Raw genomic sequence first — 24672 nt, forward strand, 5'->3', positions numbered from 1 at the left:
GGCCAGGCGGTCCGGTTCAGGCGGTCCGGTCGGCCACGAAGTCGCACATCGCGTCGAGGGCCGCCCGGGCCGGGATCTCCGGCAGCGAGGCGAGTCCCGCGCGGGCCCGCTCGACCCGCTCGTGCATCATGGCGCGGGTCCTGGCGATGGCCGGGGAGTCGTGGAAGAGCTTCAGGGTGCTCCGGTGGGTCCTGGAGTCGGTGATCGGCCCCTCTTCGAGCAGGGACCGCAGCTCGGCCCCCTCCCGGCTGTGGTCGCCGCGGGCCAGCAGCACGGGGAGGCTGAGCACGCCGATCCGCAGGTCCCTGCCCTGCTCCTTGCCGCTCACCCCCGGGGGTGACATGAGGTCTATCAGATCGTCGGAGATCTGGAAGGCGGCGCCCAGGTTGGCGCCGTACTCGCTCAGCACCTCCGTGTACTCCGCCGGTGCCGCCGACTGGGTCGCGCCGATCCGCAGGGACATGGCCACCAGCTCCACCGTCTTGCCGGCGATGACCTCGAAGTAGTGGTCCACGGGATCCTCGTCCGGCCCAGGGCCGAGGAGTTCGCGGAACTGTCCCTCGACGAGCCGGACGGCGGCCTGGGAGTTGTGGCGGACGGCGTGCTGCCCGAGGTCGGCGGCGAGTCGTGCGGCGCGGGCCAGCAGCCAGTCGCCGCCGCGCACGGCGAGCTGGTTGCCCCAGCGGGAGTTGGCGCTCTCCACGCCGCGCCTGGTGTCCGTCGCGTCCATCACGTCGTCGTGGTAGAGGGAGGCGATGTGGACGAGTTCCACGACGGCCGCGGCGCGCACCACCCCTTCGCGTGCCGGGTCGCCGAACTCGGCGGCCAGCAGGGCGAGGAGCGGACGCAGCCGCTTTCCGCCGGCGGCGGCTATGTGGCTGGCGAGTTCGGCGATCCGGGGGTCGACGTCGGTGGTGACGGCGAGGCGAAGCTCCTCCTCCACGGCTTCGAGACCGCCGCGCAGCCGCTGCTCGACCTCCCGTTCGGCCGGCCTGAGCCGGCGGCGGGGGCCGCCGTAGAGCTTCCGCAGCACCGCGTGGGAGCCGACCCGCCAGCCCTGGACCGGAACGGAATCGGAACGCAGCGGGTCGCGCCGGAACTGATGCACTGCCATGAACTCACTCCACTCGACGAGTCCACCGGCCCGCTCTCCCAGGACGCCGGACGGAGCGGACCGGCACCCCTCCCAGGCTGGTCAACGGCCTCGGGGCGGACAAGGTCGCTGGCCGGTTGCTGCCATCCCGCCGGCGACACCGGCCGTCGCGGTCAGCGGTCCTGCGTGGGCAACAGGCCCAACTCCGCCGCGTAGACGCCGGCTTGGAAGCGCGACTCGGCGCCGAGCAGCGCCATGATCTCGGCGACATAGCGCCGGTAGGTGCGGACCGACATGCCGAGCTCGCGGGCCGCCACCTCGTCCGTCACCCCGTCGCGTAACCGCCTGAGCACCTGTCCGACGGTGTCTCTCCTGGCCACGTCGCCGAAGTGGATGCGCCTGGTCAGGAGGGTGGCGGAGCCCCACACGTTGTCGTAGAGCGTGTGGACGGCCCGCAGCGGGGTCTCGGCCCTGATGAGCGAGGCCCGCGAGGCGCCGGCCGTGCCCACGCTCACCAGGGCGACCGAGCTGTCGAGGACGACCGTGGACAGCGGCGGCATCTCGGTGGTGCGCACCTCAAGCCCGTGGCCGGCGGCCAGGGAGTCGCGGACGAACGCCTCGTCCAGCGACGCCGCGCCGCACAGCAGCCGGGTGTGCACCGAGTGACCGCGCGCGCCGAGTGTCTTCCGCAGCGCGTCGTAGGCGCTTTCGGCGAAGTCGGCGTCGCCGCTCAGCGCCACCTCAAGCGTGGTGGTCGCCTCGCCGATCAGCGCCTGGATCGTGGGGTGGACCTCCGTCGGCCTCAGCTCCTCGACCAGCGTGCTCTGGGAGAACCGCGCGCGGTGCCTGACCGCGGTGGACTCGATGAGGGACCGGAGCGCCAGCAGTTCGCGCTTGAGCTCGTCGGGCGTGTGTTCGCGGCCGGCACCCCCGGGGCCGGACGGACGGTGTGGCTCCGAACCCGGCCCGTTCGATCTCTTCAACCCACGACCTCCCGTCTCGTGTGGTCGAGCGCCTCAGCGTCGGGCCGGTAGCAGCCCCAACTCGACGCTTCGGACGCCGGCTTGGAATCTGGAGTCCGCCCCCATGTCCCGCATGATCTTCGCCACGTGTCGTCGGTAGGTGCGCAGGGACACCGACATCGCGCTCGCCGACACGGCGTCGGTGTGCCCGGCCCGCAGGGAGAGCAGGACGCGCCGCGTCATGTCGGTGTCCAGCCGTTCCCGCGTCCTCAGGTACTCCGCCAGCGGGCGCCCCGTCCGCCATACGCGGGCGAAGAGCAGGTCCAGTGCCTTGGCCGTGGCCAGGTCCGTGACCAGGGTGGCCGCTCCGTCGAGCGAGGAGCGGGCCGACCAGGTGAGGGCCACGCGGCCGTCGACGATGAGCGCCGCGTGGGCGTCCCTCTCCAGGACCCGCACCGCCGAGCGGTCGACGCGCCGGGCCTGCTCCCCGAGGGCCGTGCTGTCGAGCACCTCGGGGGTGCACAGCAGACGCAGCATCACGGACGCCGGCCGGTCCGCGCCGTGGTCGCGGATCGCCGCCAGGACGGATTCGGTCTGCTCGCCGCCGTGCGGCAGTATCACGCCGACCGCGTACTTGGCGCTGCCGAGCAACGTGGTCAGGGCGTCGTGCACGGAGCCGTGGTCGTCGCCCACCGTCGTCACCGGCTGTCGCTTCTCCGCCGCCGCGTGTGTCGCGACAATGGAGTCCACCAGTGCGTGCGCTTCGAGCAGCTTTCTCTCCACGCTGTCCACGGCCTCGTGTGTGCCGGCAGCGCGTGCGGTGTGCGACACAGAGGCAGTGGAGACGCTTCTTATAGCGGACTCCCCAGGCATTGCCAGTAGTTTGGCCACGTTCCCCCCCAGGCGTGAATATGCCGTGACTATGTTGGCGAGCGACTTCCCCGGTCAAGCCCTTATCGCACCCCAGGACGTTTGTCGGCGTGCGGCAGTTGCTTTGTCTATCGCTCAAGCTTTTGCGAAGTGGTCATGTTCGCCTGTCGATGGCCCGAGGTCGCCCAGCGCTGCCCCTGTGCCCTCCGGGGCGGCCGTGACCCTACGGCTGAACGATAGGTGAGTCTAACGGGTCGGGTCAGGGTTGCTCCGGCTCCCTCCTTGGCAGCAAGTTGCCATTGATGGCGCCGGAATGCTTACGTTAATTTGCGAATGCGTAGGCGTGGTGGCCGGGTTCTTCCGCCTTCTGCCCGGAAACAAGGCGCCTGTGCGGCAGGGGGCCGGCGCCGGGAATCACCGGTTCGATGGTTCGCGAAAGCGTAGCCGCGCCGGTCGTCCCGGCGGCGACCCGAGCTGTTCCGGACCTTGCCTCGTCCGGCGGCCCGGGTGCGGGGCGACGGGTCCCTCGGTCTCTCGTTCGCGGAATCATCGGATTCTCCTTCCGCGCTCGAAGCTCAACCTGACATGAACCCTTCCAATGTGATGAACCGTCAGTCTGGATGTCGGTACTCCCGGGTTTCGGGCCCGATCCGATGGTTGTAGGAATCGGGCAAAGCGGATTGACCGCCGCGTCACGTCGTACCCGGTGGCGCCATGGCTCCATGGCGAGCGAAAGACGGCGAATTCCCGTCGCTCGGCGGCCGACGAGACGGGGGTGAGCGGATGAGGACCGGACGGAAGTCGAACTCGGCCGGCCCGCTCCATCGCCCGGCCGTCGGCGGGGCGTTCCCAGCGGTTGGAACTCCTTGTCCCGCTGTCCCGACGGGAGAAGTCACCGGCGGCCGTTCCGACGTGGCAGCTTCCTGAAGAGACCATTGCCCGGCACCCCACGCGCACCGTTGCATGGGCGTCAAGAAGGCATTCCCGTCTCATGGAAGTCATCCGCGCCGGCGGTGTTCCCGTCGGAACAGCGGTCATCCTCGCGGCGCCAGGTCGGCCCCCGCCCGAGCGCGGCTCCGGCCGGCCCGCGCTCCCCGGGACGCCCTCACCCCAGCGAGGAGACCGAAGCATCATGGCAGTAGATACCCAGAGCCGCTGGTTGCGCCGATACGCACCGGTGGGGGTGCCCCGGCTGCGCCTGCTCTGCCTCCCGCACGCCGGAGGGACCGCCAGCTTCTTCCACTCCTGGGGGAGCGCCTTCGGGCCTGACGTGGAGGTGCTGGTGGCCCGCTACCCCGGCCGGCTGGAGCGGATTGCCGAGCCGTGCCTGGGCACCGTGGAGGAGCTGGCCGACGCCCTCGCCGAGGCCGTCGAGGGCTGGACGGACCTGCCGCTGGCCGTCTTCGGCCACAGCATGGGGGCCTCGGTCGGGTACGAGCTGACGCTGCGCCTGGTGGAGCGGTACGGGGTCGCGCCGAGCCTGCTCCTGGTGTCGGGCCGCCGCCCGCCGCACACCGTCGACCCGTCCCGCGACGAGCTCGACGACGAGGGCGTCGTCGCCGAGGTCCGTCGGCTCGGCGGCACCGACGCGTCGCTCTTCGACGAGCCAGGCCTGCGGGAACTCGTGCTCCCCGCGATCCGGGCGGACTTCGCCGCCGTCGCCGCCTACCGGGCCAGGCCGGGGGTGCCGTTGCCGTGCCCGGTGGTCGGGTACGTCGGCGACGCCGACCCCGAGGTGGACCGGGCGGCCGTCGAGCGGTGGGCGGATCTCGCCCCGCTCGGCTTCGACTCCCTGGAGCTTCCCGGCGACCACTTCTACCTGCTCGACCAGCGGGAGCCGCTGATCGACGACATCCGTGCGCGTCTGGTGCCGAGGCGGTGAGCACGGCGACCTCCCCGCCGCCGAACAGCGGGGTCGGCGTGCTGGACAAGACGTCCACGCTGCTGGGCGTCGTGGCGCGGCGGCCGGCGACGCTCTCGGAGATGGTCACCCGCAGCGGCCTCAGCCGCCCCACCGTGCACCGGCTCGCCAGGGCGCTGGAGCGTCTCGGGCTGTTCTCCCGGGACGAGGCCGGCCGGTTCGCGCTCGGGCCCCGGCTCGGCAGCCTGGCGGTCGAGGCGCACCGCGACCGGCTGCCGCGCCTCGCCGAGCCGATGCTCGCCGAGCTGGCCGGCCACACGGGTCTCGACGCCCGGCTCGTAAGGCGCCGGGGCGACCTCAACGTGTGCGTGGCCTCCTCGGAGCGCGGTCGGCCCGAGACCCCGAGGGTTCCGCCGGGCACCGCGCGGTCGCTGCGGGCCGGGCCCGCCGCCCAGGTGCTGCTCGCCTGGGAGGAGCCGGACGAGCTGTACGAGGGGCTGCGCGGCGCCAGGTTCACCGCCGCCCAGCTCGCCAGGGTGCGGGGCCGTGGCTGGGCGAACGGCCCCGATCCGCTGGTCCCCGCCGCCAGTTCGGTCGCGGCGCCGGTGTGGAGCCGGGCCGCCGGCGGACGGGTCGTCGCCGCGGTCGTGGTGTCGGGTACCGCCGTCGAGGTGCCGGCCAGCCCGGCCCGTGCGCTGACCAGAGCGGTCATCGACACCGCGGCGCGGATCGGCGACGCGCTGGTCGGCTCCTACCCGGGGGAGACGGCCACGGCTTGACCTGGAGCGCGCTTCAACGCCTAGCGTTCTGGTCCCGACTTCCAGGAGGCAGCGGCATGATCGACGTTCCCATCCGGCGGCTCGGCGCCCTGGCGGTATCCGCTCAGGGCCTGGGGTGCATGGGCATGAGCCACGCCTATGGCGCGTCGGACGACGGCGACTCCATCGCCACGGTGCGGCGCGCCCTCGATCTCGGGGTGACCCTGCTGGACACGGCCGACTTCTACGGGGCCGGCCACAACGAGGAGTTGGTCGGCCGGGCGGTCGCCGGGCGCCGCGACGAGGCGGTGCTGGCCACCAAGTTCGGCTTCGCCAACCGCCTGGGCGAGCCCGCCAGGATCCGGGGCGACGCCGCCTATGTCCGGCAGGCGTGCGACGCCTCGCTGCGCCGTCTCGGGGTCGACCACATCGATCTCTACTATCAGCACCGGGTCGATCCCCTGGTGCCGATCGAGGAGACGGTGGGCGCCATGGCCGAGTTGGTGCGGGCGGGGAAGGTCCGCCACCTCGGGCTCTCGGAGGCGGGCGCGGCGACCATCGGACGGGCGCACGCGGTGCATCCGATCGCCGCGCTACAGAGCGAGTGGTCGCTGTGGACCCGCGATCTGGAGGCGGAGATCGCCCCGCTCTGCCGCGCGTTGGGCATCGGCCTCGTTCCCTTCTCGCCGCTCGGCCGCGGCTTTCTGACCGGCCGCTACCGCTCCGTCGACGGGCTGGCCGAGAACGATCTGCGGCGCGGCCAGCCGAGGTTCGCCGAGGGCAACCTCGAACGGAACCTGGCGATCGTCGCGCGGCTCGACGAGCTGGCCGAGGCGAAGGGCGTCACCGCCGGCCAGCTGGCGCTGGCCTGGCTGCACCACCAGGGCGAAGGCGGCGATGACGTCGTGCCGATCCCCGGCACCAGGCGGCAGCGCTATCTGGCCGAGAACGTGGCGGCGTTGGCCGTCGAGCTGTCCCCCGAGGAGCGCGCCGCCATCGAGGCCGCCGCACCGCCCGGGCGGATCGCCGGGAACCGCTACGACGCCAACTCCCTCCGCCTCGTCGACGGCTGACCGGGCCGCTGGCCCGGCGGTCGGGGGCCGTGGAAGTCTTGGCCCATGTCGAGCGACCCGGTGTCCGGCCAACCGCCCTTGCCCCGGCCGCCGTTGGGGGCCGCCTACTGGCGGCTCTGGACATCCTCCGGGCTGTCGAACCTGGCCGACGGCATCGCGCGGGTCGCGCTGCCGCTGGCGGCGATCCAGGTGACCCGCTCCCCGACGCTGATCGCCGGTCTCGCCGTCACGCTGGCGCTGCCGTGGCTGCTCTTCGCGCTGCCGGCCGGGGCGCTCGCCGACCGTCTCGACCGGCGGCGCGTGATGCTCGCCGCCAACGCGGCGCGGATCGTGCTGCTCGGCGGCCTGGTGCTGGCGACGGCCCTGGACGTGGAGTCCATCGGGGCGCTCTACGCGGTCGCGTTCGGCATCGGGGTCGCCGAGACGCTGTACGACACCTCGGCCCAGTCGATCGTGCCGCAGGTGGTGGACCGTACCCAGCTGTCCAGGGCCAACGGGCGGCTGTACGCGGCCGAGATGACCGCGAGCGAGTTCATCGGCCCGCCGCTGGCCGGCTTTCTGACGGCCACCGGCCTGCTGCTCACCTTCAGCGCGCCGGTGGCGCTGTGGGCGCTGGCCGTCGGGGCGCTGCTGCTGGTGCCCGGCCGCTTCCGGGTCGCGCGCGAGGAGCGGACCACGCTCCGCGCCGATATCGCCGAGGGGCTGCGCTTCCTGTGGCGGCACCGGCTGTTGCGGGCGCTGGCGATCATGACCGGGGTGTTCAACTTCGCCACCAACGCGGTGTTCGCCGTCTTCGTGCTGTTCGCCGTCGGCCCTGACTCGTCGATGGGGCTCTCCGAGCCCGCGTTCGGCCTGCTGTTCACCGCCGCCGCGGCGGGGGGCCTGGTCGGCTCGTTGGTCGCGGAGCGGATCGAGCGCCGGATCGGCCGGGGGCGTTCGCTGCCGCTGACCGTCGTCTCGTGCGCGGTGTTGCTCGGTATCCCCGCGGTGACCAGCGATCCGATCGCGATCGCGGTCGGGTTCTTCGTCGGCGGCTTCGGGATCGTGCTGTGGAACGTGATCACGGTGTCGCTGCGGCAGCGGATCACCCCCGACCGGCTGCTCGGGCGGGTCAACAGCGGCTATCGCCTCCTCGCGTGGGGTGTCGGCCCGCTGGGCGCCGGCGTCGGCGGCCTGGTGGCGCACCTGTTCGGGCTGCCCGCCGTCTTCGCGTCGATGGCGCTGCTGACCCTCGCGCTGCTCGTCGGCTGCCGCTTCGTCACCGAGCGGCGGATGGCCGAGGCCGAGCGGGAGGCGGCACCAGGGCCGAAGTAGGGGGCGGGGTGGCTTTTCACCAGTCCACGGGCGTGCGAGGATCGCAGCTCTGAAGAGGACGTTGACGGGGGTCAGTGAGCCATCGGCCGTGCCGAGTCGGTGGCGAGTTCTCGTTGGGGGTTGCCTTGGACATCCGGCTCCTTGGCGTGGTGCGGGTGCTGGACGACGACGGTGCCGCGCTGCCGATCACGGCGCCGTTGACCTGTGCCACGCTCGCCGCATTGGCGCTGCGCCCGGGCGAACCGGTGCGCACGAGCGAGGTGGTGGCGCGGCTGTGGGGGCCCCGGGCCTCGGCAGCGGCGGCCAGCCGGCTGCGCGGCCAGGTGGCCAGGCTGCGCCGGGTGTTGCCCGAGGGCGCGATCCGCACGGTGCCGGGCGGCTATCTGCTGGACATCACGCCCGAGCAGACCGATCTGGGGCGGTTCACCAGGGCGCTCGAACAGGCCGGGACGCCGGCGCTGGCAGGGCCCGAGGCGGCGTTGGCCGCGCTGGAGCGGGTGCTGCCGCTGTGGACGGGCAACCCGCTGATGGGGCTGCCCGACTGCCCGCTGCGCTCCACCGAGCGGCTGCGGCTGCGCCGGCTGTGGCTGGCCGTGCTGGAGCGGCGCTCCGAGCTGCGGCTGGCCGTCGAACGGCCGGCGGGCGGCGAACGTTCCCCCGTTTCGTGCCCGGAGAGCCGCGCCAGCGCGGTGCCGCCCGACCCCTCCGAGTGGACGGCCATCGAGGAGCTGGAGCGCCTGGAGGATGCCGAGGCAGGTCCCGACCACGACCGCGGGTGGGGCTCGGGCGAGTTCGCCGAGCTGGCCGAGTTGGCCTCGGCGCCGGACGAGCCGGGCCCTGCGGTGGGGCTGCCGGCGGGCATCGGCACGTTCGTGGCCAGGGCGGTGGAGTCCGGCCGACTCAGACGCTGGCTCACCGACGCGTCGGCCGCGCCGACGGTCTGCCTGATCGACGGCTCGGGCGGCGTGGGCAAGTCGACGCTCGCGGTGCGGGTGGCCCGCGAGTTGGTGGACCGCTTCCCCGACGGGCTGCTCTACGTGGATCTGCGCGGGGCCGATCCGAGGAACGCGCCGCTCGCCGTCGGTCAGGCGTGCCAGGTGCTGCTGGCGGCGATGGGGCGTCCGGGCAAGGAGATGCCGCAGGACTCCGAGGTCGTCGGCGTGTACCAGCGGGAGCTGGCCGGGCGGCGGGTGCTGCTGCTGTTGGACAACGCGATGGACTCGGCGCAGGTCGCGCCGCTGCTGCCCACGGAGGCGGGGGCGGCGGCGCTGGTCACCAGCCGTTCGCTGCTCGCCGGCGCGATCGCGGGCCACCGGCTGCATCTGGAAGCGCTGAGCACCGGCGAGGCCACCACCATGGTGCGGGCCATCGCCGGCGCGGCGGACGACCGGGGCGACGCCGACGAGTGGGCCGAGCTGGCGCGGCTCTGCGGCAGGTTGCCGTTGGCGCTGCGGATCATCGCGACCCGGATGGCGGCCCGCCCGCACTGGCGGGTGGCGGACTTCCTCGAGCGGCTGCGCGACGAGCGGCGCCGGATGGACGAGTTGATGGCGGACGACCTCGATCTGCGGGCCAGCCTGATGGTCAGCATCGACCAGCTCGCCGCTGGTTCGCCCGCCGACGAGCGGCTGGCCACCGAGATCTTCCCGGCGCTCGGCGCCTCGGTGGTGCGCTCCTACTCGCCCGGTTCGGTGGCGGCGATGGTGGGCAGCACGGCGCGGGAGGCGGGCGCGGCGCTCGACCGGCTGACCGACGCGCGGATCGCCGACAGCCCGCGCCCCGAGGTGTACACCCTGCACGATCTGGTGCGTTCGGCGGCCGGTTGGCAGGCGGCCAGGATGCCGGAGGAGTGGCTGGTCGCCCGGCTCGCCGCGCTGGCCAACTGGTACGTGGGCTCGCTCTACCGGCTGAACCAGCCGTTGGCGCTGCCCAAGAACTACCGCGTCCGCTATCGCGAGGGCGCCGACCGCTTCCCGGCCGGGCGGCTGTTCACCTCGGTGGACGAGGCGCTGCCCTGGGCGGACGAGATGATGGAGGACGTGCTGGCGCTGGCCGAGCAGCTGTCGGCCCCTGAGTTCGACGGGGGTGACGAGCTGGGCGGTGTCCCGCTCTCGGACTTCGCCCTCCAGAGCGCCAGGGCGCTGGAGACGTACTTCGGCACCCGGCTCGCCTGGGGCGCCCAACGCCGGCTCTGCGAGCTGACGTTGACCATCGCCCGCCGGCGGGACGACCGGTTCGCCGAGGCGGTGGCGCTGGGGCAGCTGGGCAAGATGTGGGGGCAGCAGGGCGAGGGGCTGCGCGGCGCCGAGCTGCTGCGCTGGGGGATCAAGCTGTTCCGCTCGCTGGGCGAGACCTCGGAGGCGCTGGCCCTCACGGCCAACCTGGTGCCCTGCCTGGGGTCGATCGGGCGGCTTGAGGAGGCGAAGGCCCTCGCCGAGGAGACGCTGACCGAGATCCTCCACGAGGGCCAGGAGGCGTTCCGCATCCAGCTGACCAACAACCTGGCGCGCTGCCACCTCTATCTGGGGGACCACGCCACGGCCCTCGGCATCCTGCTGGACAACTACGCCTCGGCCCACGTGCCCTACGAGCGCACCATGGCGGCCGGCGTGCTGACCGAGTACTACCTGGAGGTCGCGGAGTACGAGGAGGCGGAGCGCTGGAGCGACCGCGGCATGGCGCACGCGGCGGAGCAGCCGTTCGACCCGTTTGTCGCCGCCCAGCAGCGCACCTGGCGCGCCGAGGCGTTGCGCGGTCTCGGGAGGGAGGAGAGCGCGCATGTCGAGGAGATGCAGGCCAAGGCCGTGATCGAGGACCTCAACAGCCGTGAGAACAGCCACTTGCGGGTGCGAATCACCGATCGCTATCTCACCGGCTGAGGGCGACGACGTCCCGTTCGTCGACACCCGGATGGGCTTGACCCTGTGGGGCCGCCGCGGATGGCCCCTACCTCGCTCGCGGCGCCGACGCACCGCCCGGCCCGCTGGGCATCGGCGACCCGGGCCAGCTCGACCTGGACACCCTGCTCAGCGCCCGGGCCGGCGGCCAGCCGAGCGACGCGCCCTGGCCGGCCACCGTCCACCTCCCCGGAACCCTCCAGGAGCCGGCCGGCCTCTCCCCGGTGACCAGGGCGAACGGCTCGCGGTACGGCCTACCCCGTTCGCGGTGCCGCAGTCCTGGCGCCGGCCGACGGGCCGGGGCGGACACGCTCCAGGCGGGGGCGAGGCGCAGAATAGGACCATGGATCTTCGTATCTTCACCGAACCGCAGCAGGGCGCCAGCTACGAGACGCTGTTGGCGGTGGCCCAGGCCACCGAGCAGCTCGGCTTCGACGCCTTCTTCCGCTCCGACCACTATCTGCGGATGGGCGACGGCGATCCGCTGCCCGGGCCCACCGACGCCTGGGTGACGCTGGCCGGCCTGGCCAGGGAGACCAGCCGGATCCGGCTCGGCACGCTGATGACGGCCGGTACCTTCCGGCTGCCGGGTGTGCTGGCCATCCAGGTCGCGCAGGTCGACGCCATGTCCGGCGGGCGGGTCGAACTCGGCCTGGGCGCCGGCTGGTTCGCCGAGGAGCACACGGCCTACGGCATCCCGTTCCCCAAGGAGAAGTTCCCCCGCCTTGAGGAGCAGCTGGCCATCGTCACCGGGCTCTGGGGGACGCCGGTGGGGGAGACGTTCTCCTTCGACGGCGAGCACTACCAGCTGACGGACTCGCCGGCGCTGCCCAAGCCGGTGCAGGACCGGGTGCCGGTGCTGGTCGGCGGCATGGGCAAGGTCCGCACGCCCAGGCTCGCGGCGAGGTACGCCGACGAGTTCAACATCCCGTTCCAGTCCGCGGCGGCAAGCGCCGAGCAGTTCGCCCTGGTCAGGGCCGCCGCCGAGGAGGCGGGCCGCAAGCCGGACGAGCTGGTCTACTCCAACGCGCTGGTGGCCTGCGTGGGCCGGACGGACGCCGAGGTGGCCCGCCGGGCCGCCGCCATCGGCCGGGACGCCGACGAGCTGCGCGAGAACGGCCTGGCCGGCACGCCGGCCGAGGTGGTCGAGAGGATCGGCGTCTACCGGGAGGCGGGCTGCCAGCGGGTCTACTTCCAGATCCTGGATCTGGACGACCTCGACCACCTGGAGCTGATCGCCTCCCAGGTCGGCTCCCAGCTGGACTGAGCCGATGCCGGCCGCCGCACCGCTCCAGCGGGACACCCCGGCGTCGGGGACGCTGCTGCTGGACGGTGGGCTCTCGGTCCCGCTCGCCGCGCTCGGCAGCGACCTGACCGATCCGCTGTGGACGGCCCGGCTGTTGGCCGATGATCCCGAGCGGCTGATCGCCGCGCACGCCGCCTATCTGCGGGCCGGCGCCCAGGTGGTGACCACGGCCAGCTACCAGGCATCCCTCGGCGGCTTCGCGGGCCGGGGGGTGGGCCCGGTGGCGGCGGCCCGGCTGATCGGGGACAGCGTGCGGCTGGCCAGGGCGGCGATCGTCCGCGAGGGCAGGGACGCCTGGGTGGCCGGCTCGGTCGGCCCCTATGGGGCGGTGGCCGCCGACGGCGGCGAGTACCGGGGCGACTACGGCCTCTCGGTCGCCGAGTTGGCGCGTTTCCACGCGCCGAGGGTGGCGGCGCTGCTGGCCGGCGAGCCCGATCTGCTGGCCCTGGAGACCGTTCCCGACAGCACGGAGGCCGAGGCCCTGCTGCGGGTGGTCGCCGGCTGCGGGGTCCCGGCCTGGCTCTCCTACACGGTGGCGGGGGCCCGCACCCGCGCCGGGCAGCCGCTGGCCGAGGCGTTCGCCGTGGCGGCCGAGGCGCCGGAGATCGTCGCCGTCGGCGTCAACTGCTGCCGGCCCGAGGACGTCGCCCCCGCCGTCGCGACGGCCGCCGCCGTCACCGGGAAACCGGTGGTCGCCTACCCCAACTCGGGCGAGAACTGGGACGCCGCGCACGGCCGTTGGGACGGCCGGGCCACGTTCCAGCCGTCCCACGCCCGCGCCTGGCGGGCGGCGGGGGCCCGGCTGATCGGCGGCTGCTGCCGCGTCGGCCCTGACCGGGTCGCGGCCCTGGCGCGGGTGCTGCACCCCTGAAATCCGGACGATCTCCCCGCGGCGCCAGGGGCCGTCGAAACGCCCGGGATTCCCCACCGTTAAGCCTCACGTTCGGTAGCTGAAGAGGCGCACAACGTCGTTGGGTTGACCGAATACTCACGGTGTTCGAGCGGAGTGCGCCACAATTCTCTGGGCGGCGCACCTCCGCAGTGCAGGGCGGAGGCCGTGGCGCCCACCCGTCCGCGCGCTGGGACATGCCTCCCCGCACCACCCATGCGCGCGGACCAGGCCCCTTCCGCCGCTCTCCTGGGGGAGAGCGCCGGAACGGGAGGGACGGGGGCGCCGCGACGGCCGGTCGCCCGGGCGGCGCGGGCGCGGGGGCCCCGCGTAACGGGCGCTCGGCCGTCGCTCGTCCTGCCCGGGCCGTAAGCCCCCGGGACCACGGGAGTTGGGCCGGATGGCCGAGGCGGGCGCTCGGCGCGGCTGCCTAGTCTCTGGGCATGGCGGACACAGAGAGCACACGGATAGGCGTTCTTGGCACGGGACATGTGGGACGTGCCGTGGCCGACGGCTGGGCGCGCGCGGGACACCGGGTGGTGTTCGGCTCCCGGCAGCCCGCCGAGCGCACCGAACTCGCCCAGCCGGTGGTGGGTTGGGCGGAAGCGGTCGAACGGAGCGAGGTCCTGGTCAACGCGACGCCGGGCGGCGATTCGCTCGCCATGCTGACGACGATCGGCGCCGAGGCGCTGGCCGGCAAGGTGCTGATCGATATCGGGGTCGCCCTCACGGAGGACTGGGATCTGGGCCATCTGGACGTCAGCCTCGGCCAGTTGATCCAGCGGGAGTTCCCCGGGACCCCGGTGGTCAAGACCCTCTGCACCATGGACTCCACGGTGATGGTCGCCCCCGAGGCCCTGCCCGAGCCGACCACCGTCTTCCTCTCCGGCGACAGCGCCGAGGCCAAGCGGACCGTCGCCGGGCTGCTGACGGACCTCGGCTGGGACGAGTCCAGCCAGCTGGATCTCGGCGGTATCGCCACCGGGCGGGGCCAGGAGCACTTCGCGCTGCTCTTCATGGGCATCGCGGGCGCCACCGGCGGCGTCGGCTTCAACGTCCGGGTGGTGCGGCCCGTGGCCGCCGGCTGAGCGGTCAGGCGGCCTGCCGGAGGAACTCGACGAGCAGCGCCGCGACTTCGGCCGGCCGCTCCAGGCTGGGCAGATGACCGGCCCAGGGCAGCTCGCGATGCCGGGCGTTCGGCAGCAGCCCGGGCATCGCGGCGGCGGTGCGCCGGAAGTCCGGCAGGTCGTGCCCGCCCGAGATGGCCAGCGTCTTGGCCTTCACCTGGCTCAGCCGGTAGTCGGCCCTCGGCGTGGCGAACTCCTCGGCGGCCCACTGGACATCGAAGGCGTGCCGCTGCATCAGCCGCACCATGGCCCGGGTGTTGCCGTCGGCCTCGGGGCCCAGCCAGGTGGCGACATTCAGCTCCACCGCCCTGGCCAGCTCGCTGGCCTCGATCAACTCGGCCTGGCTGGCCCGGAACGCGGCCAGCCCCGCCGTCGGCGGATCGAGCGGTGGGGCGGCGTTCAACAGGGCGAGCGCGGTGACCCGCCCGGGCCAGCGGGCCGCCACCTCCAGGGCCACCCCGCCGCCGAACGACGAGCCCACCAGGGCCGTCTGTGGGATCTCCAACGCGTCCAGCAGATCCCGCACATCCTCCGCGTCGCGGTAGGGGCGGTCGGCGGCCGGGCTGTCCCCATGGCCCCGGAAGTCGCAGCGCACCACGCGGAAACCCGCGTCGATCAGTATCCGCCACTGCGGGTCCCACATCCGACGGTCGCAGACCGTCGAGTGGAGCAGCAGCAGCGCGGGGCCGTCGCCGGCCACATCGTGGGCGAGATGCGAATTCGAGGTCACGGGCAGCCATCGTTCCATGCGTATCCTCCGTGCGCGCGGGGTCCGGCGAAACGTCACGCCCGACCGGAGGCGAGCTGACGCGTGGCCAAGGCGCGCACGCCGGCGCACACGGCGCGTACGGTCGGACGCCGCCTCGCGCGCGGGCGCACCCGCCGCCGGGCGGGCCCCGCTCGTCCCGCCGGCCGATGCCGCCCGCGCCGGGGGCACCGGGGTCGGAGTGGTGCTGATGGCGCTCGGCGTCGCCCGACTCCCGCTCGGCCCGGCCAGGCGGCGACCGGCCTAACGCAGTTCGCCCTCCAGCAGGCTCATCAGCAGCATGTCGTGCCAGCGGCCGGCGCCTCGGAAGCACTGGCGGTGGCGGCCGTCCACGACGAAGCCCACCTTCTCGTAGGCGCGGACGGCCCGTTCGTTCTCGACGACCACCCAGAGCGCGATCAGGTGGAGCCGCATCTGGTCGAAGCCCCAGCGGCACAGGGCGCGCAGCGCGTCCGTGCCGTAGCCCTGGCTCCAGCAGTCCTTCTCGCCGATGTAGATGTCGAGTTCGGCGCGACCGGTCTCGGGGCTGGCGTCCCGCAGCCCGCAGACGCCGATCAGCCGGCCGTTGTCGCGGCGCTCGATCATCAACAGCGTCTTCTCGAAGGTGTTCGTCCTGGGCTCGGCGAACCTGTGCTCCGTCCTGGCGAGGGACTGCGGCGGCTCCATGTCCAGCCAGCGCGTGACCTCGGGGTCGCTGTGCCAGCGCCACAGATCCTTGGCGTCCGCCGGCTCCATGGGGCGGAGCCGCACCAGGGCCCCGATCAGCGGCTGAGGGGTGCCTGACTCAGGGGCGTCGTTGTCCGTGAGGTCCATGGGAGGGCATCCAACCAACCGCCGTACCGCGCTCGCCACCCAATTACTCCGCCCCGGTGGGGAGTTCAGCCGAGCGTGGCGACCAGCAGCGCCTTGATGGTGTGCAGCCGGTTCTCCGCCTGTTCGAAGACGACCGAGGCCGGGGATTCGAAGACCTCGTCCGTCACCTCCAGGGAGTCCAGACCGTGCCGCTCGTGGAGCGCGCGGCCCAGCTCGGTGCCCAGATCGTGGAAGGCCGGCAGGCAGTGCAGAAACCGGACCTCCGGGTTGCCCGTGCCGGCCAGTACCTCGGCGGTCACCGCGTAGGGGTGGAGCAGCTCGATCCGCTCCTGCCACCGCTCCACCGGCTCGCCCAGCGAGACCCACACATCGGTGGCCACGAAGTCGACGCCCGCTGTGCCCTCGGGGACGTCGTCGGTGAGGGTGAGCCGGGCGCCGGTCTCCTCGGCCAGCTCGCGCGCCCTGGCGACCACGGCGTCCTCCGGCCACAGCTGGCGCGGCGCGACGATCCGCACGTCCATGCCCAGCAGGGCGCCGGTGACCAGGTAGGAGTTGCCCATGTTGTTGCGGGCGTCGCCGAGGTAGGCGTAGGCGATCCGCTCCCAGGGCCCCGCGTGGCATTCGGTCATGGTGAGCACGTCGGCGAGCATCTGGGTGGGGTGCCAGTCGTCGGTGAGCCCGTTGTAGACCGGTACCCCGGAGAAGGCCGCCAGCTCCTCGACGGTCCGTTGCGCGGTGCCCCGGTACTCGATGGCGTCGAACATCCGGCCGAGGACGCGGGCCGTGTCCTTCGCCGACTCCTTGTAGCCGATATGGGAGCTGGCCGGCTCCAGATAGGTGGTGCGCGCGCCCTGGTCGGCGGCGGCCACCTCGAACGCGCAGCGGGTCCTGGTGGAACTCTTCTCGAACAGCAGCGCGATGTGCTTGCCGGTCAGCCGGGGCACCTCGGTCCCCGAGCGCCTCGCCGCCTTCAACCGGCCGGCCAGCTCCACCAGATGACGGAACTCGGCCGGGGTGAGGTCCAGCTCCCTGAGCAGGTGGCGGCCGGTGAGATCTGTCGCCATGGACGAGGGCTCCGATCTGTGCTCGCTGCTGAGCGTCGAGGTTGTCCCGATGCGGGTGCAATCATATACGTCGCATCTTATGGTTATGCAATGCCCTCGGATGTCACCCCGCCCGACGTCGACCACGCGACGCCGGGCGGGGTGCTGACACTCAGGACCGGGGGCCCGGCCTCAGGACACGGGCTCGCGTTCGATCGGACAGCTCATGCAGCGCGGGCCGCCCCGGCCGCGCCCCAGCTCGCTGCCCGGGATCTCCAGCACCTCCACGCCGTTGCGCCGCAGCTCCGTGTTGGACGTCACGGTGCGCTCGTAGGCCACCACCACGCCCGGCTCGACCGCCAGCACGTTGCAGCCGTCGTCCCACTGCTCGCGCTCCGCCGCGTGCGGATCCTGGGTGGCCGTCAGCACCCGGATCGCGCCCAGCCCCAGCGCCTCGGCGATCGCCCGGTGCATATGCTCCGGCGGATGGTCGGTGACGGTCAACTCCTGGCCGCCCACGCCTGGTTCGATGGTGTAGGAGCGCAGCATGCCGAGCCCGGCGTACTGGGTGAACGTCTCCCCGTCCACCATGGTCAGCACCGTGTCCAGATGCATGAAGGCCCGCCGCTTGGGCATGTCGAGCGCCACAATGGTGCGCGCCGAGCCGGCCGCGAAGAGCCGCCTGGCCAGCTGCTCGACCGCCTGCGGCGTGGTCCGCTCGCTCATCCCCACCAGCACGGCGCCCCGGCCGATCGCCAGCACGTCGCCGCCCTCGATGGTCGACGGATGCGCGCCGTGCGGCGCCGACCAGTAGTGGAACGGGCCCCCCGTCGCCCCGGCGAAGAGCGGATGGTGGCGGTAGATCGCCTCGAAGTGCACGCTCTCCCGCTGGCGCGCCGGCCACCGCATCGCGTTGATCGCCACCCCGTCGTAGACCCAGGCCGAGGTGTCCCGGGTGAACAGGTGGTTGGGCAGCGGGTTCAACAGGAACTCGTCCGGCTCCATCACATGCAGCCGCACCGAGGGGGGCGCGGGGTAGCGCTCCAGGAACTCCCGCTTGGTCATCCCGCCGATCAGCGCCTCGGTCAGCTCGGCGCTGGGCAGCGCCTCGAAGATCTCCCGCAGCGGAGCGGTGGCCAGCGGACCGTACTCCCGCTCGTCGAAGACCCGGTCGAGCACCAGGGCGCGGGCCTCGGGGACGTCCAGGCTCTCCGCCAGCAGATCGCCGAGAAGCCGGACCTCGACGCCCCTGCTGCGCAGCAACTCGGCGAAGATGTCGTGCTCCTGCTGGGCGCGCTGCACCCACAGCACATCGTCGAAGAGCAACTCGTCCTTGTTGGTGGGCGTCAGACGCTTGAGTTCGAGACCGGGGCGATGGAGGATCACTCGGCGTAGCCGGCCGGTCTCGGAGTCGACATGGAAGGTCATGCCCCCATTCTGCGCCCCTTTCGGGCCACCTTCCCCGTCCCGCCGAACACCAGGGCCGCCGTCCGCCTCACCAGGGCAGGTCACGGATCTGCTGCACACACAGGACCAGAAACAGGACCCCGGACCCGGCCAGCGCCAGATTGCTGATCCGGCCGTTGCGCCAGCGCAACGGCACCTGACCGGTGTTGAGCAGCCACAGCAGCGTCAGCGCCAGGAACGGCATAAAGAACGCGCCCAACACGCCATAGGTGATCACCAGGCCGATCGGCTGGTCCAGAAAGAGCAACCCCATGGGCGGGAAGGTCAGCCACAGCAGATAGGCCCGGAACGGCAGCGAACGCTCCCGGTCGCCCTCAAGAGCCACCCGCCCGGCCCGATCCGGCCGGGTGCGCACCACGAAGTCGGTGAACAGCAGGCTCACCCCGTGCCAGACGCCGATCACCGAACTGAACGACGCGGCAAAGAAACCGAACAGGAAGAAGTTCGCCGTCGCCGGCCCGAAGCGCTCCTCCAACACGTCGCCCAGATCCAGCAGCCCTCGATCGCCACTGGTCAGCGCGATGTCCAGGGAGTGCAGCAGCTCGGCGCCCACCACCAGCATGGCGACCACGAACACACCCGTGGTCACATAGGCGATCCGGTTGTCCAACCGCATCATCGGCATCCACGCCGGGCCGCGCCATCCCTTGGCCGTCACCCAGTAGCCGTACGCGGCCAGCGTGATCGTGCCGCCCACGCCGCCGATCAGCCCCAGCGTGTACACCACCGAACCGTCGGGCAGCGTCGGCCACAGCCCACCGCCCAGCGCGCCCAGATCCGGACCGACCCGCACGGCGAGACCGACCACCACCACGAACATCAGCCCGGCGAAGACCATCATGATCTTCTCCACCACCGCATAGCGGTTGAACCAGACGCACAACAGCCCCAACACCCCGGCCAGCGCGCCCCAGAACCGCAGCGAGGGACCGTCGGGGAAGAGCGCCACCAGCGGCAGCCCGCTCGCCGACATCGCGGTGGCCCCGTAGACGAAGCCCCACACCACGATGTAGATCCCGAAATACCAGGTGGTCCAGCGGCCCATCGTCCGCCAGCCGTCGAAGACGGTGCGCCCGGTGGCCAGATGCCAACGGCCCGTCGCCTCCGCCAGCGCGACCTTGATCAGACAGCCGACGACCGCCGCCCACAGCAGCGTGTAGCCGTACCGACTGCCGGCCACCATCGTCGCCACCAGATCCCCGGCACCCACGCCCGTGACCGCGACCACCAGGCCAGGGCCGATCAACCGCCAGCGTCGGGTGGGGGGTTGAGACTTCTCGTGCGTCGTCGCCACGCCTCGGAGTCTGCCCAGCGCCGCCACTTTCAGGCCACCTCACCCCCTGCCGACCGCCCCGCGCCACGGAGACTCCTCCGTCCGGAAACCGCCAGCCCCACCCGCCCCACACTGCTCTACTGGCCCCATGAGCGAGACAGCCAACCGGGTCACCAAGGCCCGACTCCTGCACAGCCTCCACCATGGAGCGGAACCGCTGGTCCTGCCCAACGCCTGGGACGCGCTCAGCGCTCGCCTGGTGGCGAGGGCCGGCGCCGCCGCCGTCGCCACCACCAGCTCAGGCGTCGCCTGGTCCCTCGGCGCCCCCGACGGCGACGTCCTGGCCAGGACACTCGCCGTCGACCTGATCGCCCGCGTCGTCTCGGCCGTCGACGTCCCGGTGACGGCCGACATCGAGTCCGGCTACGCGCCCGACCCGGCCGGCGTCGCCGAGACCATCCGCCAGGTGCTGGCTGCCGGCGCGGTGGGCGTCAACCTGGAGGACTCGGCACACGACGGCACCACGGCGCTGCGCCCCGTCGCCGAGCAGCGGGAACGCCTGGCCGCCGCCCGCGGAGCCGCCGAGGAGGTCGGCGTGCCGCTCTACCTCAACGCGCGTGTCGACGTCTTCCTCCGCGGGGCCGGCGCGGGCGGATCGCTGCTGGACGCCACCCTGGAACGGGCCAGGGCCTACCTCGACGAGGGCGCCAGCGGCGTCTTCGTGCCCGGCGTCACCGACCCCGAGATCGTCCGCACCCTGGTCGACGGACTGGACGCCCCGGTCAATGTGCTGGCGGGGCCCGGCGCCCCCGCCATCGCCGAACTGGCGGCGGCCGGCGCCGCCCGGGTCAGCGTGGGTTCCGGGCTCGCCCAGTCCGCCTACGCCGTCGCCGAACGCGCGGCCGCCGAACTCCTCACCAAGGGCACCTACCAATCCCTCGAACGCGGTTATGAATACGGCGAACTCGACGCCCTGATGCGCGCCGAGGCCCCGCCCCGCGCCCGCCCCGCGAACTGACCCTCCCAGCCCCGCCGGGAAAGCCGCCCTCCGGCCCCCCGGCGGGGCCCGCGCCACCCCTTCGGCCGGGCCGCCTCCCCGCCTGCCGACGGCCGGCCACCCGGCCCCCCAACTCCCGCCTCGCGCCCCGCTGTACCCCTGCTGAACTGGCCTCTCTCCCCGCCGATGGCTAGCGTTCCGGCAGCGTGAGAGGAGCTCGGATGAACCGGACCATCCGCACCGTCGACGATGTGCTGAAGCTGCTTGACGGGCTGTTCGCCCCCGGCGCCGACCGTTGGACGGCCGACGCCGGCGACTGGTGGGACGCCTTCTACGCGGACCGCTCCCGGCCCGTTCCGTTCTTCGTCGACAAGCCGGACGAACATCTGGTGGACGCGCTCGACCGTGGCCTGATCGTCCCGGAACGCGCCCTCGACCTCGGCTGCGGCCCGGGCCGCAACGCGCTCCATCTGGCGGCCAGGGGCTGCGCGGTGGACGCGGTCGACCTCTCACCCGCCGCCATCGCCTGGGCCCGCGAACGAGCCGCCGCCCACGGCGCCGAGGTGCGCTTCCACACCGGCGACGCGTTCGCCCTCACCACGGCCGAACTCACCGGCCCCTACGACCTGGTCCACGACTCGGGCTGCTTCCACCACCTGCCGCCGCACCGCCGCGTCAGCTACCTCTCCCTGCTCGACCGGGTCCTCGCCCCGGGCGGCCACCTGGTCCTCAGCTGCTTCGCCACCGGCGCTATGGGCTCGGAACTGCCGGACGCCGCGTTCTACCGACAGTCCGGCCTCCACGGCGGCCTCGCCTACACCGCCGACGAACTGCGGTGGATCCTCTCCGACCTCACCGAGATCGAACTCCGCCGCATGCGCGACCAGCCACCCGACGCCGCCACCTTCGGCGAACCCTTCCTCTGGGCCGCCATCTTCCGCCGCGCACCCTAGCCCAGGCCGCCGCCCCTCCGCTGCGGCCAGCACTCCGCCTGGCCGGCGCGGCCAGCGCTTCGCGCGACGCTGGGCTGTCGCCCGTCCGGTGTGGCCTCGTCCCGTCTCGCTGGCTCTTGGTATGGCACCCCCCGACCGCCGGCGCGCGCAGCGTTTCGCTTGGCCGACTCGGCCAACATCGCCCCCCGCCTCGCCAAGGCAACGGCCTGGCCGGTGTGGCGAGCACTTCGTGCTGGAGGTGCGGTTACGGTCGCGGCCGGTTGGGCCGATGTCCCGTCTGGCTTGTGCGACTGCCCGTCGGCGAAGTCACCGCCGCCCCCCGCCCGGCCGGCGCGACCCGCACTCCGCCCGGCCGGTGCGGCCAGCACTCCGCCTGGCCGGCGCGGCCAGCGCTACGCGCTGAGGGGGCGCGGGGTGTGGTGTAGCCGTTGGTCGTAGGCCGCTCGGGCGGCGCGGATCTCGTCGATGCTGGCGGTGCTCCACGCGGCGATCCGCGTCACCAGCTTGGCTATCTCGCCGCCCAGCGCGGTGAGCCGGTACTCCACCCGCGGTGGCACCGTGGGGTAGACGGTTCGGGTGAGCAGGCCCTCGCGTTCCAGCGCGCGCAGGGTCTGGGTGAGCATCTTCTGGGTCACGCCGTCGAGCCGGCGGCGCAGTTCGTTGAAGCGCATGGCCCGGCCGTCCGCCAGGGCAACCAGCGCGAGCATGGTCCACTTGCCCGCGATCAACTCCAGCACGGCGCGAGGGGGGCAGTCGCGTGAAAAGACGTCGTAGCAGCCGTGTTTCTCGTGATCGAAGCCAGTATCCATGAAGTCCCTGGATACCAGAGAACGGCGCGTATTCCCATGGTGCGCCCCCGGCCGCCCCCGCGGCCGTGGGCGCACCGGCGCGCCCTAACTCACTGCCGCGAGCAGGAGATAGGGAAGGCTGCCGGCCAGCAGGCCGGCGAAGACCACCGTGGCCGTCCTGGCCGCCGCGCCCTCGCGGTCCCTGGTGACCAGGCCGGTGACGACCAGCCCCAGGGCGCCGACGAGCAGCTCGTGCAGGAAGAACACGGGGGACAGGGCCATGGCGATCGCGACCGTCGCCGCGAACAGCACCCGAGTGCGCCGCGTGGTCTTCCTGTCCAGCCGGTTGTCCAGTCTGTTGTCCAGTGCCTGGTCCATGACGGAACTCCTCACCGCTGCCGGGTAACCGGTCCTGCTGATCACTGTCCCCCGGATGGCGCTCGGTCATGCGCCCCGACGCACCCGACCGGTTCACCGAAGCACCACGAGCGGAAGCCCCGCTTCCCCGATCATCCGCCCTTGGCCGAGAATGCGCGGTCTTCTTCGGAGAACCCGCCATATACCGCACCAATGGCGGGCGACCGGCCCTCTGGCGCCGCGCCGGTACGGAGAAGCGCCAGTCGCGACGGTCGCCGCGCCACCTCCGACTGCGTCTGTTCGGCCACCCGTTGACCACGGGCGGGCCCGGCACTCGGCGCCGGAGAACCGGGACGCGCGGCCGCTCGGGGGGGACGAGCGGCCGCGTCTCACCGACATCGGCTCTCCGGCTCCGGATCTACGGCCGCGCGGCCACCGATGGAGCCCGGTCGTCCTTGAAGGCGGCGATCCTTCGCATGGCCAACACCGTCCCGTCCCTGCTGATCGAAATCAGTCCACCCCACTCCTGATCGGGGAACGTCCCGTGCGGCTTGGCCCTCCGGTCGTGCACCCGTTGCCGGTACGCGGCGATATCCGCCTGCCGTTTGTCCCGCTCCCGGGTGACGAGGACATCGAGTAGGTCTGTCGCCACTCCGGAAAACGCCTGAATTCGTTGGCCGTTGAGCCGGAAGACATGGTCCGTCCCCTCGAAGAGCTCACCCCGCAGTTTGTAGCTGACGTCCTGGACGCTGCCAGCGGCTGCATGGGCGAAGCCCTGGAAGAAATCGCTGCCCTGGCGTTGGGTGAGCAGTGCGGCGGTGGACTCCCCGTCACCGGCGAAAGCCGTCAGGCCGGCCGCTCCGACACGGGCGAGAGCGCGCTGAAACCACGCGTGATATTCGGGCCCGACCTGGCAGCCGGGCACCGAGGTGTCGGAGATGCCGCCCTGCCCGGGTATGGTGATCCCGATGGGCGGATTTCGGTCCCCGATGGGCAGGCCGATATCGCTGGCGGGAGTGCCCTCCGGAATCCGCAGCCATCCGCCGGGCCCGTCGGCGTGCAGCGCGTGAATGGTGAGAGGTTTGTCCAGCGGGATCTCGGTGGCGAAGATCAGCGCGGGTGTTTCGTTCCAGGCACCGATGTGCAGTCCGTCAGCGTGGACCGCCGCCGAGGCGAGCTGCTCGTACACCTTCTTCCGGTCGCTGTGGTTGCCCTTGCTCACGATGGGGAAGACACGCGAGGACTCACCGGGCTTCCAGACCTCGGCCAGGAAATGCGGGCGGTACGAGTAGCCCACTGTTTTGGCCTTGGACTTGGACTTGTCCCCGCTGGTCAATGACCAGCCGCTGCGCAACGCGGTGTCGGCACGGATAAATGACACGCTGTGGTCGGGATAACGGCGGGTGAGGATCTGCTCGCTGATGGCCAACGCGAACGCGTGTCCCAACTCCTCGGACTGAAGCGCCTTGTAGTGCGCCGCGATGCGCCTGCCCTCCTCCGAGAGCATGAGCTGCTTTCCGGCGCCCGAACCGAGGGCCTGACAGTACTTGAGGCTGCCCCAGTGTTCGGCCAGTCCCCGTGACGCACCACGTTGGGAGAGCCCGAACGCCCGGGCGAGATGATGTAGTACATCCCAGAGCGTCACCCGCACCGGACCGCCCAGCTCCCGGTCGGGGAGGGCGCGGAGTCCCGGTTTGCGGCGCAGGGGCTCGTAGGTGTCTCCCGGCTTGGTCTCGCCTTCTTTCTGCTTCTTCTGGAACGCCTTCTTCCGCTCTCGCTCCTTGGTTCCGGCGGCCTTGTCCATCTGGCCCGCGAGTTGTGGCGTCGAACTCGTCGATAGGGTGACCCGCTTGCCCAGGAAGTCGAGGATCGCTTTGGCGTCTGGTGTGCTCGTCACACATGCTCCTCCGGACGGATGTCCGACCGACCCCGCGTGGTCGATCGGTCGCTCAGTCGAACGGTGGCGCCAGTACGTTCGGGCCTGACGGCATGCGCCAGGCGGGCACGCGGAGAAAGGGTCCGATGTCCTTGCTTTCGCATTTCGACCGTCGGATGGCGGCCCGAT

The 24672-nt window shown here is 72.3% G+C and carries 21 protein-coding genes; 10 read left to right on the forward strand and 11 right to left on the reverse strand.

Annotated elements, in window-relative coordinates; all coding sequences use genetic code 11:
* Positions 1–16 precede the first annotated feature (16 nt).
* The 3 genes from K4G22_RS25095 to K4G22_RS25105 all read right to left on the reverse strand — a co-directional run bounded on the left by K4G22_RS25095 (position 17) and on the right by K4G22_RS25105 (position 2847).
* Positions 17–1114, reverse strand: a complete 1098-nt coding sequence (locus K4G22_RS25095; RefSeq protein ID WP_228082605.1) for a polyprenyl synthetase family protein — start codon at positions 1112–1114, stop codon at positions 17–19.
* Positions 1115–1266: 152 nt separating this feature from the next.
* Positions 1267–2076 (reverse strand): helix-turn-helix transcriptional regulator, encoded by an 810-nt coding sequence (locus K4G22_RS25100; protein WP_228082606.1) that lies wholly within the window; start codon positions 2074–2076, stop codon positions 1267–1269.
* 33 nt (positions 2077–2109) lie between these two features.
* The gene (locus K4G22_RS25105) at positions 2110–2847 is read right to left on the reverse strand and encodes a helix-turn-helix transcriptional regulator (protein ID WP_228082607.1); all 738 of its coding nucleotides are present in this window, start codon (positions 2845–2847) and stop codon (positions 2110–2112) included.
* Between the two features lie 1210 nt (positions 2848–4057).
* On the opposite strand from K4G22_RS25105, the gene K4G22_RS25110 reads away from it, so the two are divergent.
* From K4G22_RS25110 to K4G22_RS25145, 8 genes are all read left to right on the forward strand, one after another.
* The gene (locus tag K4G22_RS25110) at positions 4058–4807 is read left to right on the forward strand and encodes a thioesterase II family protein (RefSeq protein WP_228082608.1); all 750 of its coding nucleotides are present in this window, start codon (positions 4058–4060) and stop codon (positions 4805–4807) included.
* Positions 4804–5565, forward strand: a complete 762-nt coding sequence (locus K4G22_RS25115; RefSeq protein WP_228082609.1) for an IclR family transcriptional regulator — start codon at positions 4804–4806, stop codon at positions 5563–5565. The genes K4G22_RS25110 and K4G22_RS25115 overlap by 4 nt, the downstream gene beginning before the upstream one ends.
* Positions 5566–5621: 56 nt before the next feature.
* Complete coding sequence (locus K4G22_RS25120) at positions 5622–6617, forward strand: aldo/keto reductase (protein WP_228082610.1); 996 nt, start codon at positions 5622–5624, stop codon at positions 6615–6617.
* Positions 6618–6662: 45 nt separating this feature from the next.
* Positions 6663–7931, forward strand: a complete 1269-nt coding sequence (locus K4G22_RS25125; RefSeq protein ID WP_228082611.1) for an MFS transporter — start codon at positions 6663–6665, stop codon at positions 7929–7931.
* Positions 7932–8056: 125 nt separating this feature from the next.
* Positions 8057–10810 (forward strand): AfsR/SARP family transcriptional regulator, encoded by a 2754-nt coding sequence (locus K4G22_RS25130; RefSeq protein ID WP_228082612.1) that lies wholly within the window; start codon positions 8057–8059, stop codon positions 10808–10810.
* Between the two features lie 361 nt (positions 10811–11171).
* Entirely contained in the window at positions 11172–12095 is a 924-nt protein-coding gene (locus K4G22_RS25135) for an LLM class F420-dependent oxidoreductase (RefSeq protein ID WP_228082613.1), read from the forward strand.
* Between the two features lie 4 nt (positions 12096–12099).
* The gene (gene mmuM / locus K4G22_RS25140) at positions 12100–13005 is read left to right on the forward strand and encodes a homocysteine S-methyltransferase (RefSeq protein WP_228082614.1); all 906 of its coding nucleotides are present in this window, start codon (positions 12100–12102) and stop codon (positions 13003–13005) included.
* 461 nt (positions 13006–13466) lie between these two features.
* On the forward strand, positions 13467–14111 hold the full coding sequence (locus tag K4G22_RS25145; RefSeq protein WP_228082615.1) for an NADPH-dependent F420 reductase: 645 nt from the start codon (positions 13467–13469) through the stop codon (positions 14109–14111).
* 4 nt (positions 14112–14115) lie between these two features.
* On the opposite strand, the gene K4G22_RS25150 is transcribed toward K4G22_RS25145, so the two are convergent.
* The 5 genes from K4G22_RS25150 to K4G22_RS25170 all read right to left on the reverse strand — a co-directional run bounded on the left by K4G22_RS25150 (position 14116) and on the right by K4G22_RS25170 (position 19533).
* Positions 14116–14880, reverse strand: a complete 765-nt coding sequence (locus K4G22_RS25150; RefSeq protein ID WP_228082616.1) for an alpha/beta fold hydrolase — start codon at positions 14878–14880, stop codon at positions 14116–14118.
* A gap of 279 nt (positions 14881–15159) precedes the next feature.
* Positions 15160–15729, reverse strand: a complete 570-nt coding sequence (locus tag K4G22_RS25155) for a GNAT family N-acetyltransferase (protein ID WP_228082617.1) — start codon at positions 15727–15729, stop codon at positions 15160–15162.
* A 65-nt stretch (positions 15730–15794) separates the two neighbouring features.
* Entirely contained in the window at positions 15795–16793 is a 999-nt protein-coding gene (gene argF, locus K4G22_RS25160; protein ID WP_228082618.1) for an ornithine carbamoyltransferase, read from the reverse strand.
* 171 nt (positions 16794–16964) lie between these two features.
* Positions 16965–18200: an arginine deiminase gene (locus K4G22_RS25165; protein ID WP_228082619.1), complete on the reverse strand. Its 1236-nt coding sequence runs from the start codon at positions 18198–18200 to the stop codon at positions 16965–16967.
* A gap of 67 nt (positions 18201–18267) precedes the next feature.
* Positions 18268–19533, reverse strand: coding sequence for an Nramp family divalent metal transporter (locus K4G22_RS25170; RefSeq protein WP_228082620.1), 1266 nt, complete (start codon positions 19531–19533; stop codon positions 18268–18270).
* 127 nt (positions 19534–19660) lie between these two features.
* On the opposite strand from K4G22_RS25170, the gene K4G22_RS25175 reads away from it, so the two are divergent.
* Positions 19661–20530 (forward strand): isocitrate lyase/PEP mutase family protein, encoded by an 870-nt coding sequence (locus tag K4G22_RS25175; protein WP_228082622.1) that lies wholly within the window; start codon positions 19661–19663, stop codon positions 20528–20530.
* A gap of 200 nt (positions 20531–20730) precedes the next feature.
* Complete coding sequence (locus K4G22_RS25180) at positions 20731–21462, forward strand: class I SAM-dependent methyltransferase (RefSeq protein WP_228082624.1); 732 nt, start codon at positions 20731–20733, stop codon at positions 21460–21462.
* Between the two features lie 392 nt (positions 21463–21854).
* Here the strand turns inward: K4G22_RS25180 and K4G22_RS25185 are convergent, their stop codons facing one another.
* From K4G22_RS25185 to K4G22_RS25195, 3 genes are all read right to left on the reverse strand, one after another.
* A complete protein-coding gene (locus K4G22_RS25185; RefSeq protein WP_228082625.1) occupies positions 21855–22271 on the reverse strand; it encodes a winged helix-turn-helix transcriptional regulator in 417 nt (138 codons plus the stop codon).
* An 84-nt stretch (positions 22272–22355) separates the two neighbouring features.
* Positions 22356–22628, reverse strand: coding sequence for a hypothetical protein (locus tag K4G22_RS25190; RefSeq protein ID WP_228082627.1), 273 nt, complete (start codon positions 22626–22628; stop codon positions 22356–22358).
* 397 nt (positions 22629–23025) lie between these two features.
* The gene (locus K4G22_RS25195) at positions 23026–24504 is read right to left on the reverse strand and encodes a hypothetical protein (protein ID WP_228082629.1); all 1479 of its coding nucleotides are present in this window, start codon (positions 24502–24504) and stop codon (positions 23026–23028) included.
* Positions 24505–24672 lie beyond the last annotated feature (168 nt).

Source organism: Streptomyces profundus, assembly GCF_020740535.1.
GTDB lineage: Bacteria > Actinomycetota > Actinomycetes > Streptomycetales > Streptomycetaceae > Streptomyces > Streptomyces profundus.